Genomic DNA, 15,784 nt, shown 5'->3' on the forward strand with positions numbered 1-15,784 from the left:
AGGCGCGCTTCATCATCCCTGCTTCATCATCTCCAGGGAAGCGTTGATCGGCGACAGGATCTGGCCGCTCGGGCCGGCCATGGTCCGCAATGCCTGCCGCACGCCCGGCATCGAGAAGGCGCCGTGGACCTGCGCGGTGAAGCAGGCGCTGAGCGCGAGGATCTGAAGAAGTCTGGATGCCGTTTTCATGGTCGTTCAGCCAAGAGTTCCCTGCCTGAGCGTGGGTCGCTCCAGCGCTGCGTTCGGTTCATGGAAATCTTTGATCCAAGGACGAGCGGGATCGCCGCGCCCCGACAGGGCGGCCAAAATTGCGGAAATCAGCCGAAGTCGGTGATTGAAGCGCCGAAAGGGTGACAGCGGCCAGCCGAGTTGCTATGCCCCGCGCGGACCACTCTCCCGCATGAGCTGACCCCGATGCCTGACCTGCTTCTAGAACTTCGCTCCGAGGAAATCCCTGCCCGCATGCAGCGCAAGGCGGCGGGTGACCTGAGGAAGATGCTGACCGACGGTCTGGTCGAGGCAGGGCTGACCTACGAGGCGGCGCGCGAGTACTGGACGCCGCGGCGTCTGGCGCTTGATATCAGGGGGCTGATCGCGCGCTCGAAGGATATTCGTGAGGAGATCAAGGGCCCCTCGACCAGCGCGCCTGAACAGGCGGTCCAGGGTTTCCTGCGCAAGGCCGGGCTTGCTTCGATCGCCGAGGCGCATGTCCATTCCGACCCGAAGAAGGGCGACTTCTATGTCGCCCACATTTCGAAACCGGGCAGGGCGGCGGAAGAAATCATCGCCGAACTGGTGCCGGGCATCATCCGCAACTTCCCGTGGCCGAAATCGATGCGCTGGGGGCCGGCCTCGGCCAAGCCCGGCTCGCTGCGCTGGGTGCGGCCGCTGCAATCCATCCTGTGCACCTTCGGTCCGGAGACCGAGGAGCCGGTTGTGGTCGATTTCGAGATCGACGGCATCCGCTCCGGCAACATCACCTATGGCCACCGCTTTCATGCGCCTGATGCCATTACCGTGCGCCGCTTCGATGACTATGTTTCCAAGCTGGAGGCGGCGAAGGTCGTGCTCGACGCCGACCGGCGCAAGGAGATCATCCTTGCCGACGCTCGCAATCTCGCTTTCGCCAACGGTCTCGACCTGGTCGAGGACGACGGGCTGCTGGAGGAAGTCTCCGGGCTGGTCGAATGGCCGGTCGTGCTGATGGGCGCGTTCGAAGAGGCTTTCCTGGGCATTCCGGCCGAGGTCATCCGGCTGACCATCCGCGCTAACCAGAAGTGCTTTGTGACACGGCCACCGGGCGTCGACGATACGCTTTCCAACCACTTCATCCTCACCGCCAACATCGAGGCGAAGGATGGCGGCAAGGAGATCGCCCACGGCAACGGCAAGGTGGTGCGCTCTCGCCTGTCGGACGCGCTGTATTTCTGGACGACCGACCAAGGCGATTTGCCTGATCTCGACCGGTTGCGGGCGTCGGCGGAAAAGTTCGAACTCGACCTGAACAAACCGCTCGACCAGCGCATGGCCCGGCTCGACCATCTCGGCGTCACCTTCCATGCCAAGCTCGGCACGCAGGGCGAGCGGGTGGAGCGGATCAAGCGGCTGGCCGAAGAACTGGCGCCGATCGTCGGCGCCGATCCCGCGCTGGCGCGCCGCGCAGCGGTTCTCGCCAAGGCAGATCTGCAGACCGAGGTCGTTGGCGAGTTTCCGGAACTGCAGGGCGCCATGGGCCGCAAATACGCGCTCCTTCAGGGCGAGCATCCATCCGTGGCCGCCGCCGCTGAAGAACATTACAAGCCGCAAGGCCCGTCCGACCGCGTGCCGAGCGATCCGGTTTCGGTCACCGTCGCGCTCGCCGACAAGCTGGATACGCTGGCCGGCTTCTGGGCCATCGACGAAAAGCCGACCGGGTCGAAGGACCCCTATGCGCTGCGTCGAGCAGCGCTGGGCATGGTGAGGATCATACTGGAAAACAGGATCAAGCTTTCCCTTGGCGTCGCCATTGCGGCGGCAGTCTCCTCGGCGCTCGCCGCATATGAACGGCTCGGCGAGGGGGCTGAAAGCCGCGGTGTGGTCGCGATGCTCGATTCCCGCATTCGCGACTACAAGGGGGCAAGCCAGCTGTTGTCGGAAGCGGGCTTGATCTCCAACTTGTTGAGGGGCGGGCTGGCCAACGCGAGTTCAGAAATCTTTGGTTCCGCCGATCAGGAACGAGAGTTCTTTGATGGCCAGCGTATGATGGAATTGGAGGCGTCGCTGGCGCCATTCGTCGCCGACCTCCTCGCCTTCTTCCACGACCGCCTGAAAGTCTACCTCCGCGACCAAGGCGCCCGCCACGATCTGATCGACGCCGTCATCACGCCGCAGTCCGACGATCTCCTGCAGATCGTCCGCCGCGTCGAAGCGTTGGGCTCCTTCCTCGACACCGAGGACGGCAGGAACCTGCTCGCCGGCACCAAGCGCGCGGCCAACATCCTGGCTGCCGAGGAGAAGAAGAAAACGGCGGTCGCCGAAACCGTTGAGCCGGCTTTGTTCGAGGAAAATGCCGAGAAATCGCTCTTTGCGGCAGTGAATCAGGCTGAGAAGCAAGCCGGCGAAGCGATTCAAAACGAAGACTTTTCCGCCGCCATGCTGGCGCTTAGCGCGTTGCGCGAACCCGTTGATTCATTCTTTGAAGGTGTTCTCGTGAATGATGAAGACTTGGCGGTGCGGGCCAACCGTCTGGCACTTCTCACCCGGATCCGTGTAGCCACAGGTCAGGTCGCTGATTTCTCGAAAATCGCCGGCTGAGAAGACCATATTGTGAAAAGTGGGCACCGGTTTTCGGGCGGAATCACGCTCGAATAAAGCAATCCACAGGCGCCGGAAAAATATCTTCCGGCCGGCCGTTCGAGCCGGCTTACAGTCATATGACGATGATCTCTCCGTGGCAAAAGGAACATGTTCCCCAACCCACGGAGGCTTCCATGAATTCCGATCACGAAATCGAAGTGACTGAAGAAACCTCGGCGGCCGCCGAGGCGATTGAATCCGCTTCCGAAACCGATCACGACGCCGCTGCTGCGGTCGAGGCCGCTGATCACTCTGATGACGAGGACGGCGACGAAGAAGAAGGCGATGACGAAGACGGCGAAGAGTCCGACGAAGACGACGCTGAAGCCGCCACGCTCTCGGGCGATGACGACGAAGACGAAGACGAAGATGAGGACGAAGACGGCGCCGATGACGCCGTGAAGGCGGAAGGCGATGACGCCGAAGATGAATCTGAAGACGGCGAGTCGGAAGAAAACGACGACAAGGAAGAAGCGGCCTGAGATTTCAATCGGGTTCTGTCGAGAAGAGGGGGTGGCGCATCAGCGCCGCCCCCTCTTTTGTTGATTCCAGTTTTTGAGCGTGTCAGTCCTCCAGGATGCTGACGCGTACGCTGTTTTCGTAGACGTCGACCTGGATCAGCGGCTCGCCATTGACGATGGCCCGCTTGGTCGAGGAGCTCATCGCGCCGGGGCGCTCCAGCATGCGTTGCAAATCGGCGCGCTGGTCATTGGTCCTGAACCAGGCGTCACCCTCGTCGTCACGGTCGCGGCGATGGAATTTGTGCCAGTTGGCGCGGTCTTGCCGCACCATTTGCGCGGCGCTGTCGAGCGCATAGCCGTCACTCGCCTGATGATCCCGATCGGAAATGCGCGCGACATAGGATCCCAGCATGTCGTCCGCATGAGCCGCGCCGGCGCCAAGCAGTGATGCCAGCAGAAGCCCGGCCATGGTGACAGTTCTGGATTTGCTCATGATCAACCCCTTCTTGCCCTGAACGATGAAACCCCGTCTGCCACAGCCGCCCGGCGAAATTCAGGTGACGGCGTCCAGCGGTGAAGATGAACCGGGACGGGGTTTGCCCGGCAATGGTGCGCCGACCGTCAGACCGCAGTCAAGTCGCGGCGGGACGGCTACTTGGCTTTGCCGACCCCTTGTATGGGCTGGGCCGCGGCCTGCGCGGGCGAGCCCGGCGCTGCGGCGGATTTATTTCCGGTGTCTCCCGAAGGGGCTGCCGAGGCAGTGGCCGTTGCCGGCGCAGTGCCTGCGGCCGGCGCGGTGCCGGTCGCCGGTGCGGCGCTTGGTGTCGGCGCCGAGAAGGCAGGACCGGCGACGCCGCCACGGATGACCACGGGGCCTTGCTGGAAGCCGTGCCTGGTCCCGGGCTTGTCCGGGATGGCGGACACCTTTTCATAGGTGACGTCGGGCTGTGCTTCGGCGGGCGCCACCACGGACCGCACATCGCTGGCTTTGGTGGCGTCGGCGGTCTTCAGCGGTTTTGGGTCGCCGAGCTTGATGATGGATGGTGTCGAGGACGGCGCACCGGGAAAAACCAGCGACGAGGCCTGCGCCCCGCCGGTCACCGCCGCCAGGGTGATCCCCAGCGCTCCCAGGATATGCACAGACACGATGATAGCTCCCCTTTGTCCAGAACCGCACGATAGCGGGTCGGACTTGATATCGGCTTTCGTGGAAACAATGCATTTTAGGGATTGATAAATCGCCAATGCCTGACTTTCCCACCAGCGACTTGCCCAACTGCCGCCATCGTACTACGCAGCCGGCATCTGTGAGGTGACGAGAGTGGCTGAAATACTTGCCGTCGGCGAGGCGATGGAGCGGGCGCTGGCGCTGCTTAGGGGTGGCGATGTCGTCGCCATCCCGACGGAGACCGTCTACGGGCTTGCCGGTGACGCCACCAACGGCGTCGGCGTGGCGCGCATCTTCGAAGCCAAGGGGCGGCCGCGCTTCAATCCCCTGATCGCCCATGTCGCCGACATGGGGATGGCCGAGCGCATCGCGTTGTTTGATCCGCTGTCGAAGAAATTGGCGCTGGCATTCTGGCCGGGTCCGCTGACGCTGGTGCTGCCGCAGCGGCCCGGCAACGGCATCCATCCGCTGGTCACGGCCGGGCTCGATACGATTGCCTTGCGCATGCCGAGGGGCTTTGGCGGCGAACTCATCGCCCGCCTCGGTCGCCCGCTTGCGGCCCCCAGCGCCAATTCGTCGGGACGGATCAGCGCCACGACGGCGCAGGCGGTGGCCGCGGACCTTGGCGCGCGGATCAAGCTGGTGGTTGATGGCGGCGCGACGCCGGTCGGGCTGGAATCGACGATCGTCAAGGCCGAGGGTTCGGCGGTGCGGCTGCTCAGGCCCGGCGGCATTGCCGCCGGGGAGATCGAGGCGGTCATCGGCATGAAGCTGTTGCGTGGCGGTGCCGTCGGGGTCGAGGCGCCGGGCATGCTCGCCTCGCACTACGCGCCGGGCGCCGCGGTGCGGCTCAACGCCGGTACGGTCGCCGAGGGCGAAGCCCTGCTCGCCTTCGGCAGCCTGCGAGCCGAAGGCTGGCGACACGCGGCCGCGTTCCTCAACCTGTCCGTATCAGGCGACCTGCGCGAAGCGGCGAGCAATCTTTTTTCCTACATGCAGGATCTCGACCGCAGCGGCGCGCAGACCATCGCGGTCGAGCCGATCCCCCTTGATGGCCTTGGCGAGGCGATCAACGATCGGCTGTCGCGCGCGGCCGCCCCACGTGACAACACGCAGCCCGCAACATAGTTTTCCGACATGACCGAGATTTCCGCGACTCTCGACCCCGCTCTCATCGATCGCTTCGCGGCGATCGTCGGCGACAAATATGCACTGCGTGACGATCGGGATATCGCGCCTTACCTCGCTGAGCGGCGCGGGCTCTGGCACGGCGCGACATCGCTGGTGCTGCGGCCGGGCAGCGTTGACGAGGTCAGCCAGATCATGCGGCTGGCCACCGAGACGAGAACGCCGGTCGTGCCGCAGAGTGGCAACACCGGGCTGGTCGGCGCCCAGGTGCCGGACAAATCGGGCCGTGAGATCGTCTTGTCGCTGTCGCGGCTGAACCGCATCCGCGAGATCGACGTGCTGTCCAACACGGTGACGGTCGAGGCCGGAGTCATCCTGCAGACGCTGCAGGAGGCGGCCGACGCCGCCGACCGGCTGTTTCCGCTGTCGCTGGCCGCGCAAGGCTCCTGCCAGATCGGTGGCAACCTCTCGTCCAATGCCGGCGGCACGGGCGTGCTTGCCTATGGCAATGCGCGCGAGCTCTGCCTTGGCGTCGAAGTGGTGCTGCCGACCGGCGAGGTGTTCGATGACCTGCGCAAGTTAAAGAAAGACAACACCGGCTACGACCTGAAAGACCTGTTCGTCGGCGCCGAGGGCACGCTCGGTATCATCACGGCCGCCGTGCTCAAGCTGTTCCCGAAGCCGAAAGGGCGGGAAGTGGCTTTCGTCGGCCTGTCGTCGCCCGAGGCGGCGCTTTCCCTGTTCAGCCTGGCAATGGACCGTGCCGGAGCCGCACTCACCGCTTTCGAATTGATCGGCAGGCGGCCATACGATTTCACGCTGGCGCATGCCCAGGGCGTGACGCGGCCGCTGATCGAGGATTGGCCATGGTATGTGCTGATACAGATTTCGTCCGGCCGTTCATCGGAAGATTCGAGAGCCTTGATCGAGGACGTGCTTTCAGCCGGTCTTGAACAGGGATTCGTCGGTGACGCGGTCATCGCCGCAAGCCTCGGACAGGGGGATGCCTTCTGGAATTTCCGCGAGGTGCTGCCCGAAGCGCAGAAACCGGAGGGCGCCTCGATCAAGCACGACATTTCCGTGCCGGTGGCTATGATCCCGCGTTTTATCGAACAGGCCGCCGGTGCCGTGGCATCGGTGAGTGCGAACGCCCGCGTGGTCTGCTTCGGCCACATGGGCGACGGCAATCTCCACTATAACATCTCGCGGCCCGTGGACGGCGACGACGAGGCTTTTCTGGACCTCTATCACACCATGAACAAGGCCGTGCATGACGTGGTGCGCAGCCTGCACGGTTCGATCTCGGCCGAGCACGGCATCGGCCAGTTGAAGCGGGACGAACTGATCGCCACCGCGCCGCCGATGGCGATCGACTTGATGCGCAGGGTGAAGGCGGCCTTCGACCCGGCGGGGATCATGAATCCTGGTAAGGTTATCTGATCCTTTCAACATCTTGTGCCTGGTGGCATTCCGATAACCATCCCTGAGATCAGCAAAATTTAACCGACTTTCTTAAGCGCGGCGGTAAGGAGCCCGCGCTACTGTTTGCCCATAAACGAGGCCGGGAAAACCGGCCCGGAGAGAACCGGACACCGGCTCTCAGGAGACAAACAGGAAGGCACTCTATGAACACCGGACTGAAGCCAGTCTGGGCGGGACGCAACATGCGTCTTGACCCATTCCGCCTGCCGCAGGTGGTGAGCTACGCCACGCGCGACGACTATGGCGACGTGACCTTCACCATCGACCACCGTGGCGCCGTGATCCGCCGCGTGCTCGAGATGAGCGGCGTGCCGGCGATCATCGCTCTGCCCGCCAATGCGTTCCGCGGCGTTGCCGCCCGCGCGATGGAGGATCCGGACGGCAATGTCACGGTGACTTTGGAACTTCTGCACAACGATCCGATGCTGTCGGTGCCGCTGCTGGTTGCCGACGATCTCGAGGATGTCGCCGCCGACTGGCGCGCCTGGGCCGACGCCTACCGTCTGCCGATGCTCTTGATCGAATCGGACGGTGTCGCCCGCACGCTGGAGGAATCGCTCGGCGCGGCCATCAAGACGCTGCCGCCGCGGGATCGCCGCAAGGGTCGCGTTTCGACCACGCGTCGCCCGCGCTTCCTTGCTCGCCGCAGGGCCGGCGATCTCGGTCTCAGGCTGGTCGTCGACGGCCAGGAGATCATCTCGCGCGACTAGGCTTCTTCTCCCCGTCACTATACGGCGAGAAGTGCCCGGCAGGGCGATGAGGGGCAGCGCTGACCTAAGTGTTTGGCTACCACCTTAAGACTTTGAGTGTGCGTTGTGTCGCCGCTGAACCTCTCGCCTCGCTTTCAAGGTTGGCGGTGCCCCTCATCCGGCTGCCGCCACCTTCTCCCCGTATAGTGACGGGGAGAAGGAAGACTAAACGAGCGGCTTCAGCGCCACCCACAGCGCGCCGCCGATCAGGCCGAGGAAGATCAGCCAGCCGACCTGGTTGTTCGACCGGAACAGCCGCAGGCATTGGTCCGGATTGTCGATATCCAGAACCGTGATCTGCCGGGCCATATGGGCGCCGGCGGCGATCAGCCCGGCCAGTGCGGGCACCGGGGCCTGCGCCGACGCGAAGGCGATGGCGAAGCAGATCAGCGCGCCGCCATAAAGCCCTGCCAGCCACGACTTGGTGTTTTCGCCGAACAGGCGCGCCGTCGAGCGCACGCCGACAATGGCGTCGTCTTCCTTGTCCTGGTGCGCATAGATCGTGTCGTAGCCGATCACCCACAGGATCGAGCCGACATAGAGCATGATGGCGGGCCCATCGAGATCGCCGAACTCGACCGCCCATCCCATCAGCGCGCCCCAGGAAAAAGCAAGGCCGAGAACCAGTTGCGGCCAGTTGGTTACCCGCTTCATGAAAGGATAGATGGCGACGACGGCCAGCGAACAGATGCCGAGCAGAATGGCGAAGCTGTTGAACTGCAGCAGCACCGCCAGGCCGGCCAGGGCCTGCAGGACGAGAAACAGCCATGCCCGCCGGCGCGTGACCTTGCCCGATGGCAGCGGCCGCGACCGTGTGCGCTCGACCTTGTTGTCGATGTCCTCGTCGACGAGGTCGTTGTAGGTGCAGCCGGCGCCGCGCATGGCGATGGCGCCGACCAGGAACAGGACAAGATACCATGGCGCCGGCAACAGCGAGAGCAGCGGGTCGCCGGGACGCGGATAGGCGCTCGCCGCAAGTGCCGCCGACCACCAGCACGGCCACAGAAGCAGCTGCCAGCCGATTGGCCTGTCCCATCGGGCAAGCTGGGCGTAGGGCCATATCGAGCGTGGCAGCACACGGTAGACCCAATGGCCGTTCGGCGCATCGGCGACACGGCCCTGGGCCGCTTTCGATTGGATGGGTTCCATCATGCTGGATTGGCAGCAGAGTTGGAGGTCGTCAAGCGGCAAGCCGGGCAGCTGAACCGGATCATGACGCGAAGATGTCGTGGGCTGCGAACCAATCCTTCGCCACCTCGATGAAGGCCAGCGCCGCATTCGACACACGCTGATGCGTGTCATGGGTGAGCAGGATCCGCTGCATGGGCAGCGGATCCGACAGCGGCTTGCAGACGAGGGGCAGGCCGTCATAGCTGCGGTCACCGTGCGGGCGGGTGTAGCTGACCGCAACGCCGAAGCCGTTGGCGACCATGCTGCGCTGGAGTTCGAACGAGCTCGTCGCCCTGTCGGCAATTGGCGAAAGGCCGCGGCTGCGGAACAGGTCGAGCATGTGCTGCCAGCTGTGCGGCTGGTCCGTCGTGATCAGCGGATAGGCGGCCAGATCCGCGAGACTGACCGATGGGCGGTCCGCCAGCGCGTGGCCTGCCGGCAACAGGGCGTGCGGGCGAAGTTCGCGCAGCAGGATGCGGGCGAAATGCGTCGGCAGGCTGAGATCATAGGTTAGGCCGAGATCGATGGCCGCATCGCCGAGCCGTCGTCCCAGCGTCTCGAACGTCTCGTCGCGAACCACGACCTTCACCGCTGGATAGCGTTCGGAGAAGGCGCGGATCAGGGCCGGCGCGAAGAACGGAGCCAGATCCTCGAAGCAGCCCAGCACCAGTTCGCCGCCGACAGCCGATTTGCCTGAACCGAGGCCGGCGAGTTCGTCCGCCTGGGTGAGGACCTGTCTTGCCTTCGCCACAACGGCGCGCCCGAACGATGTCGGCGACACGCCGCTTCCCCGCTGGCGGACGAACAGCTTTTGGCCGAAATTCTTTTCGACGGCATCAATTGCCACCGAGATCGAAGGCTGCGAGACGTTCAGCATCCTTGCCGCGCCGGTGACGCTGCCATGACGCGCCACGGCGACAAGATAACGCAACTGCGTGAGGGTCACATTCATAGGCATACCCTATGCACCAAATGGAAAGTTATTATTTTACTGAATGAAAGACGGTTGCGATAGTCGGTTCATTCCCAAGAGGAGAACGCCATGGCTTCCGAAAGCGACACCCAGACGATCGATGCCCAGAAAATCGATGCCCAAACGATCGCCGACTACCAGCGTGACGGCGCGGTTTGCATTCGTGGCGCCTTCAAGGATTGGGTCGACACGATTGCCGCCGGCATCGAGCGCAACATGCAGAACCGCAGCGCCACCGCGTCGGATATCGCCAATGGCCGCGGCAGTTTCTTCGACGACTACTGCAACTGGGAGCGGATTCCCGAATTCGTCAGGGTGGTGCGGGAATCGCCGGCCGCCGAGCTGGCGGCGGCGGTGATGCGGTCGCGCAGCGCGCAGTTCTTCCATGATCATGTGCTGGTCAAGGAACCCGGCACGCAGAAGCCGACGCCCTGGCATCAGGACATCCCCTACTACTTTGTCGATGGCCGGCAGACGGTGAGCTTCTGGATTCCCATCGACCCGGTGAAGGAGGCGACGCTGCGCCTGATTGCCGGCTCGCACAAATGGGACAAGATGATCCTGCCGGTGCGCTGGCTCGACGACAGCAATTTCTACGCCGGCGAGGGTGACTATCTGCCGGTGCCCGACCCGGACAAGGATCCGTCGCTGAAGGTGCTTGAGTGGGAAATGGAGCCGGGCGACGCCATCCTGTTCGACTTCAGGACCGCGCATGGCGCGCGCGGCAACATGACCTCGGCGCGGCGCCGGGCGCTGTCGCTGCGCTGGGTCGGTGACGATGCACGCTATGTCGAGCGGCCGGGACGCACGTCGCCGCCCTATCATGGCCACGGCATGCAGCCGGGACAGAAATTGCGCGAGGACTGGTTTCCGGTCGTCTACCAGGGCTGAACCGAATTGCCCGAACACGGGCGCCGGTATCCGCCGCCCGTGTTCTGCAGGGGTTACGTTCCCGTGCGCAATTCCGATCAAAGCACCCGGATGCCTTGACCCATCGTCCAGAGAGCAATAGCGGGTTCTCTACAGGATTCTCGGCATCAAGAGGTCGCCATGAACGTTCTTCTTCTCGGCTCCGGCGGCCGCGAACATGCGCTCGCCTGGAAGATCGCCGCGTCGCCGCTGCTGACCAGGCTCTATGCCGCTCCCGGCAATCCGGGCATTGGCCGTGAGGCCGAGCTGGTGAAGCTGGACATCACCGATCACGCCGCCGTTGCCGCCTTCTGCAAGGACAAGAAGATCGATCTCGTCGTGGTTGGCCCAGAGGGGCCGCTGGTCGCCGGCATTGCCGACGATCTGCGCGCGCAAGGCATTCGCGTGTTCGGTCCATCCAAGGCCGCCGCACAGCTGGAAGGCTCGAAGGGTTTCACCAAGGACCTCTGCGCCAGATACAACATCCCGACCGCCGCCTATGGCCGTTTCGGCGATCTGGCGTCGGCCAAAGCCTATGTCGAAAAGACGGGTGCGCCGATTGTCATCAAGGCCGATGGCTTGGCCGCCGGCAAGGGCGTGACCGTCGCCATGACACTCGGCGAGGCACAGGCAGCACTCGATGCCTGTTTCGACGGTTCCTTCGGCGCCGCCGGCGCGGAGGTGGTGATCGAGGAATTCATGACCGGTGAGGAGGCAAGTTTCTTCTGCCTCTGCGACGGCACCACCGCGCTGCCCTTCGGCACCGCGCAGGACCACAAGCGTGTCGGTGACGGCGATGTTGGCCCCAACACCGGCGGCATGGGCGCCTACTCGCCGGCCCCGGTGATGACGCCGCAGATGGTCGAACGCACCATGCGCGAGATCATCGAGCCGACCATGCGCGGCATGGCTGTATCAGGCGCGCCTTTCGCCGGCATTCTCTTCGCCGGGCTGATGATCACCGAGAATGGCCCGAAGCTGATCGAATACAACACCCGTTTCGGCGACCCGGAATGCCAGGTGCTGATGATGCGGCTGAAGGATGATCTGCTGGTGCTGCTCAATGCGGCGGCCGACGGCCAGCTTGCACATAGCTCGGTGCGCTGGCGCGACGAGGCCGCCCTCACCGTGGTGATGGCCGCCAGGGGCTATCCCGGTACTCCGGAAAAAGGGTCCGTCATCCGCGGCGTCGAGGACGCGGCGAGCGACGGCGTCCAGATATTCCACGCCGGCACGGCCATCAACGGCGGCGCGCTGGTGGCCAATGGCGGCCGCGTCCTCAATGTCACGGCGACCGGCGCCACGGTCGGCGAGGCGCAGAGGCGAGCCTATGCCGCGCTCGACCGCATCGACTGGCCGGACGGCTTCTGCCGCCGCGACATCGGCTGGCAGGCCGTGGCGCGCGAGCAGGCGAGCTGAGATTCCGGCGCGGCGGCTTACTGCTGGCCGCGGTCGATTTCGGTCGAAGCGGTGCTGACCGGATCGGCCCCGGCGAAGGCGGCGTCGAGTTGCTCGGGTGAACGCTGTTCGGTTCGCTTCCAGGCGACATATTGGACAATGCCGAAGCCCGGCCGGCGCGGCACCGTCTTCACCACAGGCATGCGGAACCCGTCGCGGAATTTCGACCAGCGCGAGCCAAGCACCGCGACCATTTCCTCGAACGTCGGCGGCGTTGCCACATCCGCATAGATCAGGGTCGCCTTGCCGGCGAGCGCTGCCTCGCGCGAGAGCGGCACCGGCACGCTGGCAAGATAGTCTGATGGCACGTCGATCAGCCCGCCAAAGGGCCATTGCTGGCGCAGCGTGGCGGCGTCCGTTGGTGCGACGTTGACGTCGATATCGTTAGGCGTGCCGGCAACCCTGTAGGGGCAACGGAAGCGGCCGCAATTGGCCTGCGCGGAAAATTGCCAGAGCGCATAGCCTTGCCAGTTGCCCATCGGAAAATGCACGTCAATATCAGGCTTGTAGCGTGCGTACCAAAGCGGCAGCCGCGACAGGAGCCGGTACTTGTAGCGATTGTCGGCGATGTACTGGGCTGTCTTGCCGTTGGTATAGAGCACCGGGAAACGGCCGATGCGCCTGTGCACCTGGCGGACGAACTCCTCGGCATCGTCGAGCGACATCCATTGCGAGGGATCGTTTCCCTCGAGGTCGAGAACCATGAGATCGTCCGGCGCGGGATCGGCAAAATCGAGGAAATTGTTGGCCTGCTCGACCGGATTGCCGGGGCGGGCGAGGTGATAGGCTCCCCATTTCAGGCCGAGCGCCTTGGCGACGACCCTGCGCGTCTGGAACAGCTCGCGCGTCACCGCATGGCGTTTCCACAGCGCCTTGCAGAGTTTGACCTCGGTATCGTTGCCTAGGCAGAAGTAGGGCGGCGGCATGCCGTCGGATGCCTTGTTGATGAAGCCGACAATCCGCTTGTCGGTGGCGAGGTGGGCCCAGTCGATGGAATTGTACTCGTAGGCATCGACGACCAGGGCCCGGTCAGCGTTCTTCCACGGCTCGGAAAAATCCGAGGCCTTTGCCGCCGTCGACAGTGCCATCGTCGCCGCGAAAGCGAGAAGCGCTGTGCGGCGAAGGAGGCGCGCCGGCATTGGCAAACAGGGAATCCCCGTTGATCAAAGGCAGATGCTGAACCGCTATGGTTAAGGATTTGCTGCTGGATGCGCCACCAGCAAAGCTAGCGTCGCATGAGCGGCTGAAATTCAAACGGGTCGGGTGCCGGCTCTTGCGGCAGCGTGCCTTCGGCGGCGCGTTTGCGGTGGTGGGCGAGGGAGCATTGCGGCGAACACAATATACCGCGATCCGACCAGTAGGCGGCGCCGTTTTCGAGCTTGCCCTGATGGTACCAGAACCCTGTTGCACGATAGGGCAGGCCGCATTCGATGCAGCGATAGGAGTCGGGTCTGGCAAGCATGGGGTGGTCCGGGCCGTTGGTTTTGCTCTGTCGCCGGGTCGACTTGATCCGGTGACGCTTGAATTTAATACGTGTTGGCGCGATTGCAAAATCCGCGTGACAAAATTTGACGTTTACGTAAAAAGAAGATGAGAGACCGCCCAAGGGCGGATGGTTTTGCGGCGACACTGGCTTTAGGGTCGACGCCGTCGATGCATCAGGAGGAGAGAGCGGCATGTATCGCGCACCGGTCGAGGATATCGCTTTCACCCTCAAGCATGTTGCGGGCCTCAAGGCCGCGCTCGATGCCGGCACGTTCGGCGATCTGAGCGAGGACCTGGTCGATGCCGTGCTTGGCGAGGCCGGCCGTTTCGCCACAGAAGAGGTGGCACCGCTCTACAAGATCGGCGACGAACAAGGCGCCGTGCTGAAGGATGCCGCCGTCACCACGCCGCCCGGCTGGAAGCAACTCTATCGCCGCTGGATCGACGGCGGCTGGAACGCGCTCGCCGGGCCCGAAGAGTATGGCGGCCAGGCGCTGCCGACCATGCTCGGCGTCGCCGCGCTCGAAATGTGGAACTCCGCCGCCATGGCCTTCGGTATCGGCCCGACACTGACCATGGGCGCGGTCGAAGCGCTCGACAAGCATGCCTCTGAAGACCTCAAGGCGAAATATCTTGCCAAGCTCGTGTCGGGCGAATGGATGGGCACGATGAACCTGACCGAACCGCAAGCCGGCTCGGACCTCAACGCACTGCGCGCCCGCGCCGAGCCGGCCGGTGATGGCACCTACCGCATCTTCGGCCAGAAGATCTTCATCACCTATGGCGAGCACGACTTCACCGACAACATCATCCATCTGGTGCTGGCGCGGCTGCCCGATGCGCCGGCCGGCACGCGCGGCATATCGCTGTTCCTGGTGCCGAAATTCCTGGTCGGCGACGATGGATCGCTCGGCGCGCGCAACGATGTCTTCTGTTCCGGCCTCGAGCACAAACTGGGCATCCATGCCTCGCCGACCTGCACCATGATCTATGGCGATGGCTTCGAGGGGGCCAAACCCGGCGCCGTCGGCTGGCTGATCGGCGAGGAGAACAAGGGCCTCGCCTGCATGTTCACCATGATGAACAATGCCCGCCTGGCCGTCGGCATGCAGGGGGTCGCCGTCGCGGAAGCCGCGACCCAGAAGGCGATCGCCTATGCCAATGAGCGCCGCCAGGGCAAGGCGGCGGACTACGCTGGCACCGGCATGGCGCCGATCGTCCATCATCCCGACGTGCAGCGCAATCTGTTGACCATGAAGGTGCTGACGCAGACGGCGCGCGCCATCAGCTATTGCTGCGCCCACGCCATCGATCTGGCGCGCGTATCGGCCGGCGATGAGGCGGCGCATTGGCGCGACCGCGCCAATCTGTTGACGCCGCTGGCCAAGGCTTTCTCGACCGATGTGGGCGTGGACGTCGCTTCGCTCGGCGTTCAGGTGCATGGCGGCATGGGCTTCATCGAGGAGACGGGCGCGGCCGCCCTCTATCGCGATGCGCGCATCGCGCCGATCTACGAGGGCACCAACGGCATCCAGGCGATCGACCTGGTGATGCGCAAGCTGCCGCTCGGCGGCGGCGAACATGTGCATGGCTTCATCGACGAACTGGCGGCGGTCGCGGGAGCGGTGCGCACCTCCAATCTGCAGGGGTTCGGCCGCACCGCCGATGCTCTCGACGCGGCGCTCTCCGATCTGACGCAAGCGACCCGCTTCCTGCAGAAACTGACGGCCGACGGCCGGTCGGACGAGGCGCTGGCGGGTGCAACGCCCTATCTCAGGCTGATCTCGCTCGCCGCCGGCGGTGCCTATCTGGCGCAGGGGGCGCTTGCTGATCGGAACCGTATCGCGCTTTGCCGCTTTTTCGCCGAAAACCTGCTCGGTGAGGTCAGCGCATTGAGGGCGCGCGTCACCGAGGGCGCCGACAGCCTGGCCGCTGCCGGTAAAACGCTGATTTCAGCCTGACGCTC

At 64.3% G+C, this 15,784-nt stretch carries 15 protein-coding genes; 8 read left to right on the plus strand and 7 right to left on the minus strand.

Features of this window, described 5'->3' with window-relative positions:
• Positions 1 to 12: 12 nt before the first annotated feature.
• On the minus strand, positions 13 to 189 hold the full coding sequence (locus OOJ09_RS02350; RefSeq protein ID WP_269903641.1) for a hypothetical protein: 177 nt from the start codon (positions 187 to 189) through the stop codon (positions 13 to 15).
• 225 nt (positions 190 to 414) lie between these two features.
• Here OOJ09_RS02350 and glyS point away from each other — a divergent pair, with 225 nt between their 5' ends.
• Both glyS and OOJ09_RS02360 read left to right on the plus strand, forming a co-directional pair.
• The gene (gene glyS / locus OOJ09_RS02355) at positions 415 to 2,793 is read left to right on the plus strand and encodes a glycine--tRNA ligase subunit beta (protein ID WP_269903642.1); all 2,379 of its coding nucleotides are present in this window, start codon (positions 415 to 417) and stop codon (positions 2,791 to 2,793) included.
• Between the two features lie 176 nt (positions 2,794 to 2,969).
• Entirely contained in the window at positions 2,970 to 3,317 is a 348-nt protein-coding gene (locus tag OOJ09_RS02360; protein WP_269903643.1) for an ATPase, read from the plus strand.
• An 82-nt stretch (positions 3,318 to 3,399) separates the two neighbouring features.
• Here the strand turns inward: OOJ09_RS02360 and OOJ09_RS02365 are convergent, their stop codons facing one another.
• Together OOJ09_RS02365 and OOJ09_RS02370 are read right to left on the minus strand one after the other, a co-directional pair.
• Entirely contained in the window at positions 3,400 to 3,789 is a 390-nt protein-coding gene (locus OOJ09_RS02365) for a hypothetical protein (protein WP_269903644.1), read from the minus strand.
• A gap of 158 nt (positions 3,790 to 3,947) precedes the next feature.
• Entirely contained in the window at positions 3,948 to 4,442 is a 495-nt protein-coding gene (locus tag OOJ09_RS02370) for a hypothetical protein (RefSeq protein ID WP_269903645.1), read from the minus strand.
• Positions 4,443 to 4,617: 175 nt separating this feature from the next.
• Here OOJ09_RS02370 and OOJ09_RS02375 point away from each other — a divergent pair, with 175 nt between their 5' ends.
• The 3 genes from OOJ09_RS02375 to OOJ09_RS02385 all read left to right on the plus strand — a co-directional run bounded on the left by OOJ09_RS02375 (position 4,618) and on the right by OOJ09_RS02385 (position 7,784).
• Positions 4,618 to 5,592 (plus strand): L-threonylcarbamoyladenylate synthase, encoded by a 975-nt coding sequence (locus OOJ09_RS02375; RefSeq protein ID WP_269903646.1) that lies wholly within the window; start codon positions 4,618 to 4,620, stop codon positions 5,590 to 5,592.
• A gap of 9 nt (positions 5,593 to 5,601) precedes the next feature.
• Entirely contained in the window at positions 5,602 to 7,032 is a 1,431-nt protein-coding gene (locus tag OOJ09_RS02380; RefSeq protein ID WP_269903647.1) for an FAD-binding oxidoreductase, read from the plus strand.
• 185 nt (positions 7,033 to 7,217) lie between these two features.
• Complete coding sequence (locus OOJ09_RS02385) at positions 7,218 to 7,784, plus strand: DUF6101 family protein (protein ID WP_269903648.1); 567 nt, start codon at positions 7,218 to 7,220, stop codon at positions 7,782 to 7,784.
• A gap of 204 nt (positions 7,785 to 7,988) precedes the next feature.
• Here OOJ09_RS02385 and ubiA read toward each other — a convergent pair whose 3' ends face one another.
• Both ubiA and OOJ09_RS02395 read right to left on the minus strand, forming a co-directional pair.
• Entirely contained in the window at positions 7,989 to 8,972 is a 984-nt protein-coding gene (gene ubiA, locus OOJ09_RS02390; RefSeq protein ID WP_269904051.1) for a 4-hydroxybenzoate octaprenyltransferase, read from the minus strand.
• 61 nt (positions 8,973 to 9,033) lie between these two features.
• Positions 9,034 to 9,945: a LysR family transcriptional regulator gene (locus tag OOJ09_RS02395; protein WP_269903649.1), complete on the minus strand. Its 912-nt coding sequence runs from the start codon at positions 9,943 to 9,945 to the stop codon at positions 9,034 to 9,036.
• 90 nt (positions 9,946 to 10,035) lie between these two features.
• Here OOJ09_RS02395 and OOJ09_RS02400 point away from each other — a divergent pair, with 90 nt between their 5' ends.
• Both OOJ09_RS02400 and purD read left to right on the plus strand, forming a co-directional pair.
• The gene (locus OOJ09_RS02400) at positions 10,036 to 10,857 is read left to right on the plus strand and encodes a phytanoyl-CoA dioxygenase family protein (protein WP_269903650.1); all 822 of its coding nucleotides are present in this window, start codon (positions 10,036 to 10,038) and stop codon (positions 10,855 to 10,857) included.
• 159 nt (positions 10,858 to 11,016) lie between these two features.
• On the plus strand, positions 11,017 to 12,294 hold the full coding sequence (gene purD, locus OOJ09_RS02405) for a phosphoribosylamine--glycine ligase (RefSeq protein WP_269903651.1): 1,278 nt from the start codon (positions 11,017 to 11,019) through the stop codon (positions 12,292 to 12,294).
• A 17-nt stretch (positions 12,295 to 12,311) separates the two neighbouring features.
• On the opposite strand, the gene OOJ09_RS02410 is transcribed toward purD, so the two are convergent.
• Complete coding sequence (locus OOJ09_RS02410) at positions 12,312 to 13,472, minus strand: glycoside hydrolase family 25 protein (RefSeq protein WP_269903652.1); 1,161 nt, start codon at positions 13,470 to 13,472, stop codon at positions 12,312 to 12,314.
• A gap of 86 nt (positions 13,473 to 13,558) precedes the next feature.
• A complete protein-coding gene (locus OOJ09_RS02415; protein ID WP_256749387.1) occupies positions 13,559 to 13,795 on the minus strand; it encodes a hypothetical protein in 237 nt (78 codons plus the stop codon).
• 214 nt (positions 13,796 to 14,009) lie between these two features.
• Here OOJ09_RS02415 and OOJ09_RS02420 point away from each other — a divergent pair, with 214 nt between their 5' ends.
• Positions 14,010 to 15,779: an acyl-CoA dehydrogenase gene (locus OOJ09_RS02420; RefSeq protein ID WP_269903653.1), complete on the plus strand. Its 1,770-nt coding sequence runs from the start codon at positions 14,010 to 14,012 to the stop codon at positions 15,777 to 15,779.
• Positions 15,780 to 15,784: the final 5 nt, after the last annotated feature.

Origin of the sequence: Mesorhizobium qingshengii (assembly GCF_027563465.1) — a bacterium.
Taxonomy (GTDB): domain Bacteria; phylum Pseudomonadota; class Alphaproteobacteria; order Rhizobiales; family Rhizobiaceae; genus Mesorhizobium; species Mesorhizobium qingshengii_A.

Excerpts from the sequence above, each read along its gene's own strand:
- OOJ09_RS02385 (WP_269903648.1), top strand. The coding sequence starts at position 7,218 with ATGAACACCGGACTGAAGCCAGTCTGGGCGGGACGCAACATGCGTCTT.
- OOJ09_RS02365 (WP_269903644.1), bottom strand. The coding sequence starts at position 3,789 with ATGAGCAAATCCAGAACTGTCACCATGGCCGGGCTTCTGCTGGCATCA.
- OOJ09_RS02400 (WP_269903650.1), top strand. The coding sequence starts at position 10,036 with ATGGCTTCCGAAAGCGACACCCAGACGATCGATGCCCAGAAAATCGAT.
- purD (WP_269903651.1), top strand. The coding sequence starts at position 11,017 with ATGAACGTTCTTCTTCTCGGCTCCGGCGGCCGCGAACATGCGCTCGCC.
- OOJ09_RS02415 (WP_256749387.1), bottom strand. The coding sequence starts at position 13,795 with ATGCTTGCCAGACCCGACTCCTATCGCTGCATCGAATGCGGCCTGCCC.
- OOJ09_RS02360 (WP_269903643.1), top strand. The coding sequence starts at position 2,970 with ATGAATTCCGATCACGAAATCGAAGTGACTGAAGAAACCTCGGCGGCC.
- OOJ09_RS02350 (WP_269903641.1), bottom strand. The coding sequence starts at position 189 with ATGAAAACGGCATCCAGACTTCTTCAGATCCTCGCGCTCAGCGCCTGC.
- OOJ09_RS02395 (WP_269903649.1), bottom strand. The coding sequence starts at position 9,945 with ATGAATGTGACCCTCACGCAGTTGCGTTATCTTGTCGCCGTGGCGCGT.
- OOJ09_RS02380 (WP_269903647.1), top strand. The coding sequence starts at position 5,602 with ATGACCGAGATTTCCGCGACTCTCGACCCCGCTCTCATCGATCGCTTC.
- ubiA (WP_269904051.1), bottom strand. The coding sequence starts at position 8,972 with ATGGAACCCATCCAATCGAAAGCGGCCCAGGGCCGTGTCGCCGATGCG.
- OOJ09_RS02420 (WP_269903653.1), top strand. The coding sequence starts at position 14,010 with ATGTATCGCGCACCGGTCGAGGATATCGCTTTCACCCTCAAGCATGTT.
- glyS (WP_269903642.1), top strand. The coding sequence starts at position 415 with ATGCCTGACCTGCTTCTAGAACTTCGCTCCGAGGAAATCCCTGCCCGC.
- OOJ09_RS02410 (WP_269903652.1), bottom strand. The coding sequence starts at position 13,472 with ATGCCGGCGCGCCTCCTTCGCCGCACAGCGCTTCTCGCTTTCGCGGCG.